We start from the raw sequence: 19,560 nt of genomic DNA on the forward strand, positions 1-19,560 counted from the left end.
AATTTGGCATAGCATATTCCGGCAAGAGGTTATACCATTGGTGTAACCTCTTTGTTTTTGTACTGGTGCTTTCCATGGGATGTACTACCTGTTACCAGGAACCACGATGGACGATTGAATGGAAGGATGGCAAAGCTGCTTCCATCGATATCGATTACAACTGGGTGGGAAGGATCGATAAAGACTCCATCACGCAGGTGATCCGGTTCGTTTCTGCTGAAGACCCTGCCCAAACACCCATCCTGGGAACCTATACTTTAAAAGACCGTTCTTTTTTATTCGAACCACTCATTCCATTTACACGCGGCATGAGTTACGAAGTGTATGCGCATGATAAGAAGATTGGAACCTTCAACATCGGTTTTGAAACAGGGCCCCTCCCGGTGGTGAAAGCCATTTACCCGGGCGTAGATACGGTTCCGGAAAATCTCCTCAAGACCTATATCGAATTTTCGCAACCGATGAGCGAAGGAAGATCGAAGGATTGTATTTCCATCACAAATGAAAAAGGCGATACGCTGCGCGATGTGTTCCTCGATCTACAACCCGAACTCTGGAGCGAGAACAGGACCGTTCTCACACTCTGGCTCGACCCCGGGAGGATCAAACGCGATCTTCAACCCAATTTAAAACTGGGTACCCCACTGCGTGCCAATCACAAATACAAAATAACCGTATCAGCCAGATGGCCCGCCGCACAGGGCCGTTCAATGGAAAAGGATTTCAGCCGAACACTCGTTACCACTATGAGGAACGAAACTTCTCCCGACCCTTCCCAATGGAAATTGGTGCTGCCGGCGGCGGCATCAGTGGAACCGGTATGGATCTCGTTCGACAAACCGCTGGATCATTTTTTACTCGGCGATGCGCTCTACATAAGGCATGCGTCGGGCGAGTGGATCAAAGGAAAAATAACGGCGGTCAACAAAGACCGCGGTGCGCGCTTCACGCCTGCGCAGGCATGGGTGGCGGGAAATTACAACATGGTGATCGCATCGAAACTCGAGGACCTTTGCGGTAATAACATCAACCGGCCGTTCGACAGGGATGTGACCAAAACAAAAACACCTTCCCAACAGGAATACCATACCATTCCTTTCACCATAAAATAAAACGTGTTCATTTATACCGATCGCTTTATGAAACTATTGACCCTCTCCTGCTGCCTTTTGTTTTTACTGAATGTTTCTTCTTCAAAAAAAGAAGCGTATACCCTTGTCTGGTCAGATGAGTTCAACAACGACGGCGCACCTGACCCCACTAACTGGAATTTTGAAAATGGATTCGTGAGGAACCATGAACTGCAATACTACCAGCCTGAAAATGCGTGGTGCGAAAAGGGAAACCTGGTGATTGAAGCCAGAAAAGAGAACAAACCCAATCCCGGTTACGTGGAAGGCAGCAACGACTGGAGAAAAAACCGCCCTTCGATAACATACACTTCTACGAGTATGCGTACCATGGGACAGAGGTCATGGCAATACGGCCGCTTTGAAATGCGCGCGCGGATAGACATCAGCGCGGGTGTCTGGCCCGCCTGGTGGACGCTCGGTGTAAGCAAGGGATGGCCCGCCAACGGCGAGATCGATATTATGGAATACTACCGTGGCATGCTGCTTGCCAACATCGCGTGTGCAGAGCCCGATAAAAGGGCAGAATGGTTCAGCAACCGCTTTTCTACCGATTCGCTCGGCGGCGAAAAATGGTCGAGCCAATTTCATATTTGGAAAATGGATTGGAACGAAGCATACATTGCCCTGTTCCTTGACGATGTCCTGCTTAACAAAGTTCCGATGGAAAAACTGGAGAACAAAGATGGCAGCGGGTTCAACCCGTTTAAGCAACCGCATTATATGTTGCTTAATGTTGCGCTTGGTGGAGATAACGGTGGTAGTGTTGAAAAAACGTCTTTTCCGAGGAGAATGGAAGTGGATTATGTTAGGGTGTATCAAAAAAGATCGTGATGATTTTGTTGGCCAGTGAGCTACAACTGCTCAAAAGAAATATCTTTTAAGAAATTTCCTTTACTTCTAAGTTAAGGGGAGCGAAAGCAGATGCTATGATATCATTGATCCCGCTTAACCACCCCGCCATATCAAAGCAGGTCGATCGTTCCTGATCACTATTTGATTATCGGATAGAAAATGTTTCTTATACTTCATAGAACTTATCGGATAAAAAAAACTATTTGTGCCCCGATAGCTACAATTTCTCGTCGCAATGCGGCAACTTGCAAAATTATCCGACAGGTTTTTGCTTTCATAAATTGTCACCAAAATATGTGGGTACACTAAATCCATCTCCTGAATATTTTTTTTAAAATGAAATACCGAGAATAACTACAGTTATAGCGAACTTAACTATTTGCCACAACCCGCAAGTCGCGCTCAAGGAATTTTTTAACTTCTAAAAACAGGGGAAAAGCCCCTATTGAAATTATTTTTTTCAATCTAATTTTCTGAAACTAAAAAAAGCACTATGAGAAGACTAACATTTACTGTTTTTGTTACACTACTCTCCTGCATTCCCTTGTTTTATGGGTGCAGAAAGATCATCAACAATAAAGAAGAAATAACAAAAGTCCAAGCCGCTACAATCTCCGTCATTGAGGAATGGTTAGTAAATCAAAAGGAACACTTAAATACCGGCCAAAAGAAGTTTTTAGATTCAATACTCGTGTACGCGAAATGGGAGGGTTCGATCCAACAAACCGCATCGAATGGTAAGCAGCTTATCTACTTGCCTTTAGGATCACACGGCGTGGGATTGGAGTTGTTTTGTGATGAACAAGCGCAGGTCATAGACAGTGGTAATATTGTTAAAATAAACAAAACTGTACTCGGTCAAAATGAGGTCGCACCGTATGTAGCAATAAGGGCTTACTATGAAAATGCAGTGCTAAAAAAAGATGCATCGAATGCCTTCACAGGCGCTATAACAGCGCATTCATTAAAGAACATCTTCCGCTATAACTATGAGTTTGTTGATGGAAAGGTTTACTCAATGACTATTCAAGCCCCAGCTAAATCGCAGAAAGCAACAGTAAAAACAGACGGCATAACTCCAACTCCAGTAAAACGTGATGGAGAAAGCTGCGAATTAATGGGATTATTTCAAATATTCGAAAATCACGTGGAATTAATCGCAACATGGTATGAATGTACCCCCGACGGCAATGGCCCTGCCACGCCACCTGAATGTTTGCCACCAAGTTTGGCGGTCAGTATTAGAACGGGGGAATATTATGTCAAAGTAAATTGCGAAACCGGAGGTGGAGCCCCAACAAATCCTACACCAATCGTTCGCCTATGGAATAATATAAACGATCCTTGTTTGAAAAAGATCCTCAATGCAGTTATGTCTGATGTAACCGAACTAACCAAGACACTTGCATCGACATATGCGCCAGGTTCGAAATATGCTCTTAATTTTATGGAAGCTCCGCTAGCCTCGAATATAGACGGATCGACTAATCCAATATTAGAGGGCGGAAGTTATACATGGCACGCGAATATTACATTGAACTCGACGATACTTCCGTATGTTTCTCAGGAATATGCTGCTGTAACAATGATGCACGAAGCTCTACATGCCTTTCTTATCGCAAACCCCTCTTTAGTATATACGCCGGATCAGCATGTTACGATGGCAAACCTCTTTGTACCAATGATGGCGAATGCGCTTAGATCGCTTTTCCCGGATTTACCCCTACAGGATGCTTTGGGCCTAGCATGGGGTGGGCTCCAAAATGATCTCGCCGGCGCATGGTCTGTAATGCCGGGAAGTTATATAGAACATTATGAGTTAGTAAATCGTCAGCATAGAGTGCTAAACGGTATTCATGGCACTCGCACCCCCATATCGGGTTGCGGCTTTTAAACCGAATTCTATGGGTGGCAATATTCGTGTACCTTTCAAATAAATACGATGAAACATTTCATACTAATAGCACTACTTTTCCTGTTCGGCTGTTCAGATGGCAACAAAGACCAGGCATCGTACGACTCTTTAAGTTCAGCTATCATTAAGGGCCTGCTGACGAAGGACAGCAGGAACCACCCTGTATTTATTCACACTTCGATTGATCAAACACATATTGACGATGTCTTAAAATTTTCACCCGAATTTATTAAACTGGTAAAAAATGAGTTCAATCTCCCTGATACCATATCTGTAAGAAAATTGCTGGGAAAAAGCGCTTTTCTGGATACATCCGAGAAGGCGGCGTCGAATGTGAGATATGTAAATCACGTCTTAACCGCACGAGATAGTTTGGAAATAAGGGAACAATCATTAACAGGGGCATCAATAATAGACTTTTTGATTATGCTCACCACAAAAGATGGGAACAAATGCCTTGTCTATTTCCACAAATTAAAACAAGGAGCCGAACGCGCGCTACTGGAAAAGGACAAGGGCAAATGGAAAATAACTTCGCTTGAACGGGAGTTCTGGGAATAACGGTTAAGAATAGAAGCACTCATCGCGGGCACCAACAACCATCCTTATTTTGAGATCAAATAAACAAACTGCCCTTCTTTCCTGTGCGAGATATTCGTAAGCAACAATCTCCAGACGGGTTTGTTATCCCAGTTTGCTTTCAGCAGTTGCTCGTGCGGCTCGGTGAGTTTCATTTGTTCTTTCGTTACCGTCCATTCATTTGCATCATACTTTAGTTGCACGCGCTGATTTTTCTCCGTGGTAAAGATGATCTTGCCGGGTGTGGTAATGTCTGTTGAACAAACCGTCATAAACGTCTGTGTTAACCGGTCGGCGTTTGCGACCTGGTACTTGTCTTTGACTTCGATGTTGTTTTCAAGGTGATCAACCCTGATAGACCTTTTCCACGCCCTTATGCCCGCGCTATCGGGATATGCCTTGTCAAGATCCATTGAAAACGTAGTGACGTTGTTGGATGAATTGAATTGAACATTGTTCGCTTTCGCCGCAGCTACGGCCTGCTGGGCAACACCGTTCACCAGCGGCACATTGTGGTAGGGCGACGTGTTGTACCAAAGCTTATACCTGTCGCGCGAAAAGGTAATGGCCATATACGTTCCTTTTCCCGCATCAACGATCACGGGTGCACCATCGGCGTAAACAATAAAATCGCCAACATCGTTGTGGTTGTGGCTCTCGGCGTTGTTACCGCCATGCGAAGCGATAAAAAGGTGGTTGGCGGTACGTGCTGTCATCAGCTCAACGCTGGGCAGGTATACGGATGGCAACTTCACTTCATCCTGCGGGGCGGCGGCCACTTCTGCCGCGTAAGCCAGGTTCCACAATTGCCGTGGCTTGAAGAAAGATTCGATCTTCGGCGCATTGTCCTGTATGGTATGAAACGCCCAGGCGCCAAAATCCATCATCGCTTTGTTGTTCACTGCTTTTCCGAAACGGTAAATGCCTATGCCATCTGCCTTGATCTTTGGAGAAGCGTCTGCAACATTTACAAAATATTCCCCGTCGATGTGTGTCTGGTAGATGTAAGAGCCGAGTTGTTTGATCAGAGGATGATCAAAGATGGATACTTCCTGGTGGGTGGCATCAGCCAACATAGACAGCCCGTCGAACAAAGCGAGCCCTGCGGCGAACCAATAAGAAGGCCCCTCGTCTGTTGCGCCATCGTCGCCAAGCCCATTGATGTACAGATCCAGCAGGCTCATGGAATGCGTGGTGAGCTTTGCCCTTCTCTCCTCATTTTTTTCAAGCAGTAAAAAGGCGGTCATGCAATTGCTCACCACCCATGGATCCCAGTTGTTTACTTTGACCGTTCTTTTGCCGTTTCCGAAATAGCCATAACGCGCCGTTTCGTTTTCATAGCTGTCCAGGATCTTATGGTTTACTTCGTAGAGGATCCTTTCACGCACGCGCGGCGACACCTTATCGAGTTTGGCGCCGGTGAAATAATCCGTAAGCGCCAATACTGCAGCGGTCTCTGCGCCGAAGAGATCAACAGTAGGGTCGGCAGCATCGGGCAGGCCGCTGCCTTTTTTCTGTGCACCGATGTGGGCAGTAACACCCCAATAGGTTTCTTCGCAGATGTTCCAAACGCCATTTACGATGTCGTCTGTGAACCTGTTCCTGTTTTCCATCGACTCGGCCAGCACCAGTGTGAAGAGGCGGTTTCTTTTGTCGAACGACAAACGTTCATAATTAACGCGGTTGCCGTTGCGTGTGTATTCAAGGGTAACGGTGGCCGGGATGCTGGTGAAAGGCTTACCTGCAATGGCTTCTGCCTGTTTGATGATACCTGCACGCACGCTGTCGGAAACTTTCTTCGCCCACTCATCCGGCTGCAAGGGAAAAGGTTTCCATTGGCCCTGCGGGATCAGCAGTTGTTTAACAGCGGCGTACGGATATTTTTTAGTGAGCAGGTCGCGCTGCACAACCTGTGCGGAAAGAAACTGTTGAAAAAACAAAAACACAATGGTGTACAAAAGAACGGATCTCTTCATGTGGCCTGTTTAAAGGATCAATTTAAGAAATATAAACCTTTAGTACAGCAATACTTTGAGCACTTTGAACAAGGTGAACAGGCTCGTAAGTATCACAAAACCACCCACTGCATAATACATTGCTTTAAGCGGGAGCTTTCCAACCAGCCGGGCGGCGATCGGCCCTGCGATCACACCACCGATGATCAGGCCCAGCACATCGCCAACCGGAATGTGTTTGAGCAGGATGAAAAACGTAACGGCGCTTGCGAATACAACGAAGAACTCCGCAAGACAAACAGACCCGATCACATAGCGTGGATTTTTTCTTTTAGAGATCAGCGTACCTGTAACCAACGCACCCCAGCCACCACCGGCAAATGCGTCCATAAAACCGCCAACACCGGCGAGCCAACCTGCTTTCTTTACCTTATCGTTCGCGATCTTTTTACGCAGCGCTTTTTTTATGATGAAGTAGCCGAGAAAACAGGTATAGACAGACAATGGAATTCTTACATAGGTTGCGTATTTCTGTCCAACATAAGCCAGCGTTGCCCCCGTAACGGCACCGATGATCCCAGGCACCACCAGGGTTTTGAATAATTTTTTGTTGATGTTACCAAAGCGGTGGTGACTGTAGCCCGAGACCCCGCTGGAAAAAACGCGCGCCGAATGAACGCGGCTGCTCACGATCGCGGGGGATACACCATTGGCGAGCAGGAACGTGGTGGAAATCGTTCCATAACCCATGCCGAGGGAGCCATCAACCATCTGCGCAAGAAAACCCGTGAGCAGCATTACGAGAAAGGAAGAAACATCGATGTATTGAGGGATCGTTTTTACCGCATCAACCATCTCGCCGGCAGGAAAAAAAGTAAACACCGTTCCACCAATGATCATGAACACAAAGCCAAACAGGCACCATTTAACAATCTGCTGCCATTTTTTTTCCTTTGGTTGCTGGAGATGAATATCCTGGAGCGATATCTTTTTTGCGACGAGCAAACGCGTGAGTTCGTTGAGCTGTTTCACTTTGTCGGAGAAATCGCCGTTGAGCCGTTGGCGGATCTGCTGCATGTCGTTGAGCACCTCGTCCATTTCAGAAGGGATCATTTCGTTCAACACTTCCTTCAGGCGTTTGGCGACGGTGGGCGATTTACCATTGGTGGAGATCGCAATTTTGAGGTTTCCTTTTTGAACGATCGAGCCAAGATAGAAATCGCAGAGCGCGGGTTTGTCTGCAACGTTTACCAGTAAACCAACACGGTTCGCCTCTTCCCTGATCACGGCGCTCAAGGCAACATCGTTTACCGCAACGATCACAAGACCGGCGCCCTGCAGGTCGGATGCATCGTAAGGTTTTACATCGATCCTGATACCGGGATATTGCAAGGCAAGCGCTGCGATCCGTTCATCAATTTCAGGGGAAACGATTTTTATTGTGGCCGAAGGAGAATTCTTCAATACCGCCTGCAGCTTTTCATGCGCAACATTTCCCCCACCCACAATCAGCAGGGAAAGTTGCTCAAGTTTAAGAAAGACCGGGAACAGCTGGTTTGTATCAGCATTTGTGATCTGTGGACTGTCGATTGGTGGGGGCATCGATGCAAAATACTTAAATCTACAAAAATAGTAGACTTTTCGTTGGGAATATTTTTTGCCACGGATTTCACGGAGGACACGGTGGCCCCGACGACGAGCTATTTCTTCCTGAGGTCGAGATTATGGAAATAGGCGATCCGCGCCGTGTGGATGCTGCGGTAACTGTTGCCGGCAGCCAGCTGTTGAAACAGGTTCATATACCCAAACTGGATGTTATCCGAGGCGCTGTTGTGGTAATTGAAGCCGACAAAAAAACGGTTCTGGTCAAAATAATTGTATACGATCTCTTTTCCGAAGTTGATATGCACTTCATCGTTCAACACAAACGACAAGCTACCCGGCGTGAACGCTTTGCGGCCGAGTGGTGTATTGAGTAAAAAATTATAGCGCAGTTTCCAACTGTAGTTATAGCCATCTGCAAGGTTATCGTTGTTGAGCACCTTGCGCATGAATTTTTCTTCCAGCCTGAACCACTGCATCAACCGCAAACGTGGGTACTTGTTCTGCCACTGGATCTGCTGCCAGATCCGGTGCTCCGGCCTCGAAACATTTGCGTGGTTGTTTCCCGGGAAATGATTGATGAACGCATAGCCCAGTGTAAGCTTTGTATTATCGGTAAGATAATACGTGAGTCCCACCCTGTTGAGCGATTGCGATAGGTTATCGAAAAAATTTTCCTTGGTGCGCAATTGTATGTCTGCCCACATTCCCCATCTTTTGGAAAACCGGGTCTGGTTAAAATAACCCAGCCATACCTGGTTTACCTGGGTGGTGGTCTTTGTTTGCGCGCCAAGTGTTCCGGCTTCTAAAAAAATAAAAATACAAATCAGTATCCGTTTCATGGTCGGGGGGTTAATTCAGTAATCCGTCTAATGTGATCGCCGCATAATACAACGCGCCTAAGGTTGGCCCGCCGGCGTATTGTATGTGGCGGTTGTTGAAAATATTTGTGCCCCCAAATTTAATGGTTGATTTCAAAGCGGGCAAACGAAGTGTCAATTGTGCGTCAATATTATTGATCGCATTGATCCCACCGGTTACCAGCGGGCTCTCCCAGAGGTAGCTGTCCTGCCATTTCCAGACAATATTGAACCCAAGGCTCCGCGTTACGGCACGGTTGCCAAAAGATACATTGGTTGTCCATTCCGGTGTGTTGAACCCGGTCACAAAAAGATCCGCAGCAGCGTTTCCTTTGATGGTGTTGTAGTTGATGTTGCCAGACAAGGCCCAGGTCTTGTAAAACTGGTAGGTCAGCCCTAATGATGAACCGTAAGTTGTATAGGTATTTGTTGCATTCGTATAAACACGGTAGCGCTCCTGCCCTTTGCTTGCGGCATTTCCATTGGCGGCAGTAGTGGCATCCCTGTTGCGGTCAACCATAGCGATCACGGCTGCATCGGAACCGATCGTTTCACCAATGGGAACATATACCTGCACCTGCCCTAAAAACCCGTCGTAGATATTGGTGTAGGCATCAAAGTCTACGATGAACCTGTTGTCGAACAAAACGGTCTTATACCCGGCTTCGAAAGACTTGATCCCTTCCGGCTTTCCATCGGGCAGGTTGCCTGGTTGCAGCAGCGAACGATTTGCAAGCGCAGCCGCATCGCTGTTGCCTGCAGCTTTCACCGCAGCATTGAACACGGCAACGGATGCCTGCGTGTAACTGTTGTTGCGGTAGCCAAGCCCCTCATTGATCACCGGGAGAATTCCGACCCTTTTCACCCTGCCATTGTTCACATAAGACAATGCCTCGAACAACGCGGGAAACCGGTATCCCTGTTGATAGGTAAACCGGAAATTGTGTTTCTCCGCGGCTGTGTAAACAATGGCAAGCCGCGGCGTGAGTTTCGTGGTGAATTCAGGGTTATCATCAAAACGAAGAGATGCATTCAGCTTTAGCTTTTCGCCGAAAAAAGTGCGGGTTGCCTGTACAAAGCCGCCAAATTTTTTATAGTAGGTATTCTTTCCGAAACTGCCATCCGGCAAAGCCGTATTGCGCTCCGCGATGGGTCTTGAAAAATCGACAAAATTATTTCCATCAGGGATGAGTTCGTACACACGCGCATCTGCACCGATCAAAACGTTGACCGTTTTTATGTACGGTGTAAGATCCCACTGGCCCTCTGCATGGTACAAATTACTTTTCTGCACCAGCGCCGCACCACCCGTAACAGGTGCGTTCGGGATAGAAGACGACCTGATATCCCAGTTGTTGATTTTAATGATGGAATCCTTCACCCGGTAGAACCGTTCTGTGCCGGGCTCCACACGGCCGAGATCGGCCTGCTGCCGCGCATACGCCGTTGCATCTGCAAGATTGGCCGAGGTGAGGTTCCCGCCATGCGTGCCTGCATAATTCTGCAAAGCGGTTTTGTATTTCGCCGCCCATGCATTGGCGCTTCCGCCGGTGTATAGGTCCAGGTTGTCTGCAAGGGGTTTCACATTGTATGAGTCGCCGGTATTTTCATTGGAGGTATACGCTTTCAGCGTGAAGTTCTTGCCTTTTAATTCGAGCTGGTGATTCTGCACAACCACATTATCCAGCTTCACTTTGTTGCCCCGCTGAAACACACCATCCATTTTCCCGATGCGGTACGAGTATGACAGCTCTGTTGAAGGCGTGAAGCGGTAATGCAGCGCCGCATCAAATTTTAGATTGTCTACCTTCGGATCAACGAGGTCCTTTTCCCAATAACCGGTGCGTGCAACGGTCAAGGTTTTATCGGCCTGCCCGTCGATGGTAAGGCCCGTGATCGAAACCGTATTGCTGCCTGCCAGCGCATCGTCTCCATACTTGTTCCATCCGTCAAAGGCAATATTGTTGTTGCCGTTAAGCGAGGGATACGCGGGGTTCGCAGTGATGCGGCTGTTCGGGTTCTGATCGGTTCTTGTATCAGACACCCAATCCGTACCGCGCATATAGCTTGCATTGATCTTGAATGCAAACCTGTTGCCAAATGCTTTTGCATACCGGATCGCCGTCTCTGTTAAGAAGCTCGCCGGCTGATCCTTGCCATCAACATGATTTATACCCGCGCGGTGAAACACACTCAGGCCCTGGGCATTGAATGGGTTTTTAGTGATGAGGTTGGCCATCCCGTTGATCGCATTCATCCCATACAAAGCAGAAGCCGCACCGGGTGTGATCTCGATACTCTGGATGTCGAGTTCAGTAGGCCCTATCGCATTGCCCAATGGTACACCCAGCGTGGCCGCCTGCATGTCAATGCCATCTACCAACTGCATAAACCGAAAATTATTTGGTATGTTGAACCCGCGTGTGTTCGGCACTTTGAAAGTGATGGACGATGTTGTGAGCTGTACTCCCTTCACATTGCCCAATGCATCGTAAAAACTGGCGGCAGGCGTCTCTTTTAAGGCCCGCAGGTCAAGTTTTTCGACGGCAACCGGGGAACGGAGTATTTTTTCCGGTGTACGGCTTGCCGTTACCACCACCTCGTTGGCAATGTAAGTTTGCGTTGCCAGTTGAATGGTAAGATGGCCGCTCGTATTTTTCACAACCACCTCCTGCGTTGCAAAACCAATGGAGCTGATCACCAATGTAAAAGGTAATTTCTGGTTGATGATCAAAGAAAACGACCCCGCTGAATCGGTCGTTGTTCCCTTAGTGGTATTCTTCACGGCAACACTTACAGCGGGAAGTCCCTCATGGTTCTCACCAACAATTTTGCCGGATAAAATAAGCGCGCCATTCAGCTGCGACTGCGCGACGGCCGGCACAAATAAAAACAATAATACAACTATGCGATTCATGTTAATCCTGGTTTACCGGGCAATAAGATGCCCTGCCGCACCCGGCGGCTATGTGAACTATCGATGCGATAGTGAAATAAATTTTAAGTGGGAAAACGGGTTCTAATTACCAGCAGAAAAAGCACAACATCGTCTTTTTGAATTCCTGATCATAAGGTGATTGTTGGTTAGGTGACGAAGATATTATAATCCTACTAATTTAGTAGACTTTTATAAAAATATTTTTCGTCTCTATAAGATATTCTTTCACAGCGATAGAATTGGCCAGTCAAAAAAAACGGACCTGCTGTAAGGCAGATCCGTTTTACGATCATTCACAAAACAACAGTACGTTAGACCACCTGCATACGCAATGCAAAATCGCCAAATGTTTCTTTGTCATTTTTTCCTGCAGCGTATTCACCAAACAAATGATCCAGTGTGCGCAATATTTCTTCCTCACCAATGTTTTCCTTGTAAATTTTATTGAGCCGCTCCCCTATCCGGTCGCCGCCCAGGTGCATATTGTATTTACCCGGCGCCGTTCCTACAAAACCGATCTCCGCTGCATATGACCGGGCGCAGCCGTTGGGGCAGCCGGTCATGCGGATGATGATCTCTTCTTCTTTCAGCCTATGTTTATCCAGCAGCGTTTCAATCTTATCGATCAGCGAAGGCAGGTAACGCTGCGCCTCCGCCAGCGCAAGCGGGCAGGTAGGCAAGGCAACGCATGCCATCGAATTCCTGCGGACCACTGAAGTCTGTTCAGTATGCGCACCAACACCAAACGATACAATGATCCCGTCGATCAGGTGTTTGTCCGCTGGCGTTACATCACTGATGATCACATTCTGGTTGCAGGTGAACCGGAAATTTGCCCTACCCGTTTTTGCAATGGCGAGCAGCGCCGATTTAAGCTGAGTCGATTCATCATCACAGATCCTGCCGTTCTCTACAAACGCAGTGTAATACCAAAGACCCTCATCGTTCTGCTCCCATCCAAAAAAATCTTTCCGGCTGTTGAAAACATATTCTTTTGCGGGTTGAAGTGCGAACCCTGTTCTTACTTCGAGTTCTTTTTTGTACCAATCCAATCCAAACTTGTCAACCGTGTATTTCAAACGCGCAAGTTTCCGGTCGTTGCGGTTGCCGTAATCCCGCTGTATGGTTGCGATCTCGTAAACGGCCTTTAATAATTTTTCTTCGGTATCTACGAAACCGATCATGCTTGCAAGGCGCGGATAGGTTTCGGGGTTTCCATGCGTGCTCGACAAACCTCCACCGATCGCTATATTGAATCCTTTTAAGGCGCCATCCTCTATCACCGAGATCAAACCGATATCGTTTGCAAAAACATCCACGTCATTGTTTGGAGGAACGGCGATCGCGATCTTGAATTTACGGGGGAGATAACGGTCCTGGTACAATGGGTCTTCCTCTTTTTTCTTATCAACCAAAACCTCTTCGTCCAGCCAGATCTCGTAATACGCTTTTGTTTTGGGCATGAGCAATTGGCTGATCTTATCGGCGTACGCAAAAACCGTTGCATGCAAAGGAGATTGTTTGGGATGCGAACTGCACAATACGTTCCTGTTGATGTCTCCGCAGGTGGCAATCGAATCGAGTTTTGCCTCGTTGAACGAGCTGATCGTTGGTTTGACAGCAGACTTGATGATACCGTGCAGTTGCAAAGTTTGCCGCGAAGTAATTTTGATCACGCCTGTTGAATGGGCGCCGGCAACTTCATACACAGCGATCCATTGCTCCGGCGTTAAAAAACCACCTGGCAAACGCAGGCGGATCATAAATGAGTACAGGCGCTCAAGCTTTTTCGCGGCCCGTTCCTCGCGCCTGTCGCGGTCGTCCTGCTGGTACATGCCATGAAACTTGATCACCGCCTGGTCGTCTTCGCGGATGGCGCCCGTCAGTTCATCCCGCAGGCTTTCCTTCAACGTACCACGCAGGTGCTCGCTGTTTTCTTTGATCTTTTCTATCGGGGATTTATCAGGCATGTTCTGTATGATTTACCGTTTTGTTTCGGCGGTTAATTTCTTGATGATCTTTCCTGTTTTATTATCGCAACCATCATCCTAGTAAACATCTTTTGCGTACCGCCCTTCTTCTTTGAGTTTCTCAAAATATTTTACTGCTTCTGCTTCACTCAATGATCCATGTTGCTGAAATATTTCAAGCAAGGCATTTTCCACCTCAACACTCATGGGCGCTTTTTGTCCACACACATATAAATATGCGCCCGACTGCAGCCACCCAAACACTTCCCTTCCTTCGGCAATCAATTTCTGGTTCACAAATACTTCTTCATCCTGGTCCTTTGCGAATGCAAGCGACACCTTCGTAAGAACGCCGGTGCTGTGCCAATCCTGTATTTCCGTCTGGTAAAGAAAATCCGAGACAAAATGATCCTCACCAAAGAACAACCAGTTTTTACCGGTAGCACCAACGGCAGCACGTTCACTCAAAAAAGAACGGAACGCCGCAATGCCTGTGCCGGGGCCCACCATTATTATGTCGCGGTCATTTTCGGGAAGACGGAACCTTTTGTTTTTCTGGACAAAAAAATCTATTCTGTCCTCATTCTTCAACAAACCCAGGTAAGAAGAGCACAGACCGGACCCTTTTTCTCCATTGCATTCGAACCTGTCTTTCTCAACCGTGAGATGGATCTCTCCACTGTGCGCAGCGGGTGATGAAGCGATCGTATAGATCCTTGGCGACTGCGCCGGCAGCAACGCGATCAGCTCTTCAAACTGCGCGGGTGATTGAAGGGGATAGAGTTGCAGCAACCGCAACAGGTCCATTTTTACTTCCGGTATTTCCTGCCCTGAAAGCGCTGCATATTTTTTCACCACGCGTTCGTGCAGGTGAACGATCGATACTTTTTTTTGCAGCAGTTCAAAAACCGTATAGGTATTCTCTTTGAAAGAAACGGTTTTCCCTGCATCGATCCCCGTCAATGAAATGATCTCGTTCACAAGACGGATCTCATTCCCGGGAACAATGCCAACCGAGTCGCCCGGCAGGTAGTCCACTTCGTCTGCGATCAATTCGATGTGGTAGGTTTCTTTTTCCGATCCTATATCGTTCAGGTTGGTATGGGAAGCCACCACACCGGTATGTATTTTCCTGGCCGTTCGCTCAACCTTTGCTTCAACTTTAAGTACCGCGGGAACAATGCCCGCCGATTGTTCAACAGCGCGCAATACATCTGCAAACCATGCGTCTGCATCCCTTTCAAAATCAACATCGCAGCGGCGGATCGGAACGATGCGTTTACCGCCGAGCTTCTCGAGTTGCGCATCAACATCGTCTCCGGTTTTGCAGAATAAGGGATAAGACGTATCGCCCAGGGCGAGCACGCTGTATTGCAATTGATCCAGGCGAAATCCGTTGCGGTGTATGTGATCGTAAAACTTCTGCGCGGCAACCGGGGGTTCTCCATCGCCCTGTGTGCTGATCACCACGAACAATTTTTCTTCCCGCGTAATATCGGTGAGGCGGTATTGGTCAAGACTGGCCAGCTTAACCGCGATGTTGTTTTTCCTGGCCCTGGCCGCAAGATCAGTGGCCACACGTTTTGAATTGCCCGTTTCCGTTCCATACACCAATGTGATCTTCTTCGGCGCCGCCGTGGGTGCCTGGGTTTGTGGCAGGGCATTGATAAGGGCAGAGATATAGCCGTTCATCCAGATCAGCTCATCTTTGGACGCGCCGGCCACCAGTTGTTCTATGTTCTTTTGTTTATGCGCGTCCAACATACCCTGCGATTGATGCGCCCGGTGCGATTGATTTTACCGCACTGGTCAATGGTTTGAAATAATATTCTCTTAGCCCGTTGCCCGCAAACCAACCGTATTTCTCCTGCAGGTTCACCACTTTGCCGATCACGATCAACGATGGTGAAAGAAAAGATTGTCCCTTTAAAGTCTCTTTGTATGCATAGATATCCGAAACATACACCTGCTGGTAAGTGGTGGTGGCCTGCTCGATCACAGCCAGCTTTTTATCGGGTGAGATCCGGTGTATGATCAGTCTATCGATCAATGCATCGATCGTTTCGGACGACATATAAAACACGAGGGTATCATCCGTTTCCGCCAGTTCTTTCCAATAGGCATCGCTTACCACGCTTGATTTATAGTAAGTGAGAAAGCGAACCGCCGTTGCATGATCGCGGCCCGTAAGGGGAATGCCTGCATATGCCGCAGCGCCTGAAGCAGCGGTAATACCCGGTACGATCTCGTACGGGATGCCGTTCGATTGCAATGCCTGCAATTCATCCAGCACATTTGAAAAAAAAGAAACGTCGCCGCCTTTTAAACGAACAACAAACTTGCCCTGCAATGCATACGCTACCAATAGTTCATTGATCGTTTGCTGGGGTGTTGAAACGCCTCTCCTGCATTGCTTGCCCACTTCAATGATTTCTGCAGACGGGCGTACATAACGCTTCAGAATTACTTTGCTCACAAGCCTGTCTGTTAATACAACATCTGCCTGCTGCAAATAATTCGCGGTTTTTACCGTAACAAGATCGGGGTCTCCCGGACCGGCGCCGGCGAGGATCACTTTCCCTGTTTGCGTTTTGTTGTTCATGTATTCGTTGTAAAATTGTTACTGGATCATACAGGCGCCAACGGTTACGTTGCTTGTTTCATCGATCAGGATCGCGCCTCCGTTTGCCCGCAGGTCCTTATAAGCATCATACGAAACAGGCGTTGCTGTTTTGATGGAAGCACGCACGATCTCGTTCAAACCAACCGATCCTGGCGAAGCCTGTTGTTGCAATGCGTTTACATCGAGCCTGTACCGGATCTCTTTCACCACTGTTTTCACTACACGGCTGTTGAGCTGGAGCAGATAACGGTTCCCTTCTGTTAATGGTTTGCTCCCCATCCAGCAAAGCAAAACATCGAGCTCCGTGGTTGTTTGGGGAAGGTCATTTGAAGGAACGATCAGGTCGCCACGGCTTACATCCACATCATCTGCAAGATGAAGCACAACGCTTTGCGGAGCGAATGCAAGTTCGATCTCCTTTCCTCCCGTTTCTATTTTTGCAACAGAGGTTTGAACACCCGATGGGAGCACCGTAACTCTATCACCTTTCCTGAAAATGCCGCTGTTGAGTTTCCCTGCATAACCGCGGTAGTCGTGCAGGTCATCTGACTGCGGCCTGATCACATACTGAACGGGAAACCTGGCATGTTCCAGGTCTATATCTGTCGCGATTTCTACGGTTTCGAGCAGGTGCAGCAATGTGTCTCCTTCATACCAGGGCATGTTCGCCGAGCGGTCAACAATATTGTCGCCATTCAATGCGCTGATCGGGATATAGGTTACGTTTCTCAAACCAAGCGTGTCCGCTACATTCGCATAATCGATCACTATATTGTTGTAGGTATCCTGCGAATGATCCACCATATCCATCTTATTCACCGCCACAACAACATGCGGAATGTTCAACAAAGAAGCGATAATGGAATGTCTTCTTGTTTGTTCGATCACACCCTGTCTTGCATCGATCAAAATGATCACCAGGTTTGCATTGGATGCGCCTGTTACCATGTTGCGTGTGTACTGTATATGCCCGGGCGCATCAGCGATGATGAATTTTCTTTTCGGCGTTGAAAAATATTTATACGCCACATCGATCGTAATGCCCTGCTCTCTTTCGGCGCGCAGGCCGTCTGTAAGCAAAGCGAGGTCTATCCCGCCGTCCTCCCTGTTCTTCGTCTGCCTTCCTATCGCTTCGAGCTGGTCGATCATGATCGATTTGCTGTCGTACAGCAACCGCCCGATCAACGTGCTCTTCCCATCGTCTACGCTTCCTGCGGTGATGAATCTTAGTATGTCCATTGGTGTTTTTTTATTGATCGCTGGTTGACAATTGATTTAAAAATACCCGCTCTTCTTCCTGTCTTCCATGGCCGCTTCCGATACTTTATCATCGATCCGGGTTTCGCCCCGTTCGCTGGTTTTGGTGGCGATGATCTCGGCGATGATATCGTCGATGGTTGAAGCAGACGATTCTACTGCGGCGGTGCAGGTCATATCGCCTACGGTTCTGTACCTCACTCTCCGGGTGCTCGTTGTATCTGTTTCATCCAGCCTGATGAATTCCGACACGGCAACAAGCTGTCCTTCGTGTTCAAGCACTTCACGGTCGTGTGCGAAATAGATGGATGGAAGTGGAATGTTCTCTCTTTTGATGTAGTTCCAGATATCCAGTTCTGTCCAGTTGCTGATCGGGAACACGCGCACGTTTTCACCTTTGTGAATCCTGCCGTTGTAAGTGTTCCACAGTTCAGGGCGTTGCAGCTTGGGATCCCATTGGCCAAACTCGTCGCGTACGGAAAAGATCCTTTCCTTCGCTCTTGCCTTTTCTTCGTCGCGCCTTGCGCCGCCAATACAGGCGTCGAACTTGAATTCGTTGATCGCGTCGAGCAAAGTGAAGGTCTGAAGTGCATTGCGGCTCGCGAATTTGCCCCTGGGTTCCGAAAGGTTTTGTTGTTTGATGGTATCTTCCACTTTGCGCACGATCAGTTTTTCGCCGATCTCCGCGGCTAGTGCATCCCTGAAATCAATTGCCTCACGAAAGTTGTGCCCTGTATCGATATGCACCAGTGGAAAAGGAAATTTACCGGGCCTGAACGCTTTGAGCGCAAGATGAACCAGCGTAATGGAATCCTTGCCACCACTGAACAGCAAAGCAGGTTTTTCAAACTGCCCTGCAACCTCCCGCATGATATGGATCGCTTCCGACTCGAGTTGATCAAGATGATCCAGCCTGTATTTCGACATCTTTGTTATTTATAAATGCATGATCAATCTGTTTTTCGTGCAACCCGCATTCCTTCTTGCTGTTGTCTTCCCACCACCAGCGCCCCGCCCTGAAATCTTCGCCGTTCTTTACCGCCCTCGTACAGGGGGCACATCCGATGCTCACAAAGCCGCGGTCGTGCAGCGGGTTGTAAGGAATGTTATGGTGATCGATGTATTCCCGTACCTGGGCCGTGGTCCAATGCAAGAGGGGATTGTATTTAATGATCGCATTGGCCGCATCCCACTCCAGCAACCGCAGGTCGTTTCTTGCGGCGGAATGTTCAGCGCGCAAACCCGTTATCCACACTGCGTTCCCTGCCAGCGCGCGTTTCAGGGGCTCCACTTTTCTTATGTGGCAACATTGTTTACGCAGTTCCACAGATTCGTAAAATGCATTCGGCCCGTTGTGTTCAACATAGGTTTCGAGCGCCAACCGGTCTGGATAATAGGCTTTCACATTCGAACCGTAACGCGTATTGGTACTGTTCCAAACAGAATAGGTTTCTGCAAACAAACGCCCGGTATCGAGGGTGAAAACGTGGATGGGCAGTGCATTGTGGAGGATCTCGTGCGTGATCAACTGGTCCTCAAAACTGAAACTGGTTGAAAAAGTTACCTTACCAGGGAATGCTTCGGTCAAACGCCTGAGCGATTCGCTGATCGTAAGCGAATCTATCTGTGCTGCTAAGGTGTTTATCGATTGTGCTGATGCTTCCATGGTGGCATGTTGTGAGAGGTATATTGAGACCGGTCGGGTATTGTATTACCAACAACAGGTCTTCTTTGATATAGTGAACGTGCTACGCATGAATATCAGTCTACTTAAATGATAGATTAAAACAAATATAGTCTACTTTTTCAATAGACAATTATTTTCGCGTTTTTTTTGTGGGTTTTTTGTATGACTGGTATAACAGTCCGGATCATA

14 protein-coding genes are annotated in these 19,560 nt (G+C 47.8%); 4 read left to right on the forward strand and 10 right to left on the reverse strand.

The annotated features are described in order from the left end of the window. The first annotated feature begins 74 nt into the window (after nucleotides 1-74). The 4 genes from GWC95_RS06935 to GWC95_RS06950 all read left to right on the forward strand — a co-directional run bounded on the left by GWC95_RS06935 (nucleotide 75) and on the right by GWC95_RS06950 (nucleotide 4,461). Nucleotides 75-1,112: a hypothetical protein gene (locus tag GWC95_RS06935; protein ID WP_161817961.1), complete on the forward strand. Its 1,038-nt coding sequence runs from the start codon at nucleotides 75-77 to the stop codon at nucleotides 1,110-1,112. A 27-nt stretch (nucleotides 1,113-1,139) separates the two neighbouring features. After that, nucleotides 1,140-1,964, forward strand: coding sequence for a glycoside hydrolase family 16 protein (locus tag GWC95_RS06940; RefSeq protein ID WP_161817962.1), 825 nt, complete (start codon nucleotides 1,140-1,142; stop codon nucleotides 1,962-1,964). Between the two features lie 514 nt (nucleotides 1,965-2,478). Further along, nucleotides 2,479-3,879 (forward strand): hypothetical protein, encoded by a 1,401-nt coding sequence (locus tag GWC95_RS06945; protein WP_161817963.1) that lies wholly within the window; start codon nucleotides 2,479-2,481, stop codon nucleotides 3,877-3,879. A 48-nt stretch (nucleotides 3,880-3,927) separates the two neighbouring features. Beyond that, complete coding sequence (locus GWC95_RS06950) at nucleotides 3,928-4,461, forward strand: hypothetical protein (RefSeq protein WP_161817964.1); 534 nt, start codon at nucleotides 3,928-3,930, stop codon at nucleotides 4,459-4,461. Nucleotides 4,462-4,505: 44 nt separating this feature from the next. On the opposite strand, the gene GWC95_RS06955 is transcribed toward GWC95_RS06950, so the two are convergent. The 10 genes from GWC95_RS06955 to GWC95_RS07000 all read right to left on the reverse strand — a co-directional run bounded on the left by GWC95_RS06955 (nucleotide 4,506) and on the right by GWC95_RS07000 (nucleotide 19,350). Beyond that, complete coding sequence (locus tag GWC95_RS06955) at nucleotides 4,506-6,455, reverse strand: heparinase II/III domain-containing protein (protein WP_161817965.1); 1,950 nt, start codon at nucleotides 6,453-6,455, stop codon at nucleotides 4,506-4,508. A gap of 39 nt (nucleotides 6,456-6,494) precedes the next feature. Further along, nucleotides 6,495-8,036, reverse strand: a complete 1,542-nt coding sequence (locus GWC95_RS06960) for a TSUP family transporter (RefSeq protein WP_161817966.1) — start codon at nucleotides 8,034-8,036, stop codon at nucleotides 6,495-6,497. Nucleotides 8,037-8,134: 98 nt separating this feature from the next. Next, entirely contained in the window at nucleotides 8,135-8,878 is a 744-nt protein-coding gene (locus tag GWC95_RS06965) for a DUF2490 domain-containing protein (protein ID WP_161817967.1), read from the reverse strand. A 10-nt stretch (nucleotides 8,879-8,888) separates the two neighbouring features. Beyond that, a complete protein-coding gene (locus tag GWC95_RS06970; RefSeq protein WP_161817968.1) occupies nucleotides 8,889-11,813 on the reverse strand; it encodes a TonB-dependent receptor domain-containing protein in 2,925 nt (974 codons plus the stop codon). A gap of 332 nt (nucleotides 11,814-12,145) precedes the next feature. Continuing rightward, nucleotides 12,146-13,804: an NADPH-dependent assimilatory sulfite reductase hemoprotein subunit gene (locus tag GWC95_RS06975; protein WP_161817969.1), complete on the reverse strand. Its 1,659-nt coding sequence runs from the start codon at nucleotides 13,802-13,804 to the stop codon at nucleotides 12,146-12,148. 78 nt (nucleotides 13,805-13,882) lie between these two features. Beyond that, complete coding sequence (locus GWC95_RS06980; RefSeq protein ID WP_161817970.1) at nucleotides 13,883-15,568, reverse strand: diflavin oxidoreductase; 1,686 nt, start codon at nucleotides 15,566-15,568, stop codon at nucleotides 13,883-13,885. Further along, complete coding sequence (gene cobA / locus GWC95_RS06985) at nucleotides 15,552-16,406, reverse strand: uroporphyrinogen-III C-methyltransferase (protein ID WP_161817971.1); 855 nt, start codon at nucleotides 16,404-16,406, stop codon at nucleotides 15,552-15,554. Before cobA ends, GWC95_RS06980 begins: the two co-directional genes overlap by 17 nt. Nucleotides 16,407-16,424: 18 nt before the next feature. Beyond that, nucleotides 16,425-17,666, reverse strand: a complete 1,242-nt coding sequence (locus GWC95_RS06990; RefSeq protein ID WP_161817972.1) for a sulfate adenylyltransferase subunit 1 — start codon at nucleotides 17,664-17,666, stop codon at nucleotides 16,425-16,427. Between the two features lie 36 nt (nucleotides 17,667-17,702). Further along, entirely contained in the window at nucleotides 17,703-18,611 is a 909-nt protein-coding gene (gene cysD / locus GWC95_RS06995) for a sulfate adenylyltransferase subunit CysD (RefSeq protein WP_161817973.1), read from the reverse strand. Continuing rightward, nucleotides 18,583-19,350 (reverse strand): phosphoadenylyl-sulfate reductase, encoded by a 768-nt coding sequence (locus GWC95_RS07000; protein WP_161817974.1) that lies wholly within the window; start codon nucleotides 19,348-19,350, stop codon nucleotides 18,583-18,585. Before GWC95_RS07000 ends, cysD begins: the two co-directional genes overlap by 29 nt. Between the last annotated feature and the right edge of the window lie 210 nt (nucleotides 19,351-19,560).

Source organism: Sediminibacterium roseum (assembly GCF_009939005.1).
GTDB classification, from domain to species: Bacteria; Bacteroidota; Bacteroidia; order Chitinophagales; family Chitinophagaceae; genus Sediminibacterium; species Sediminibacterium roseum.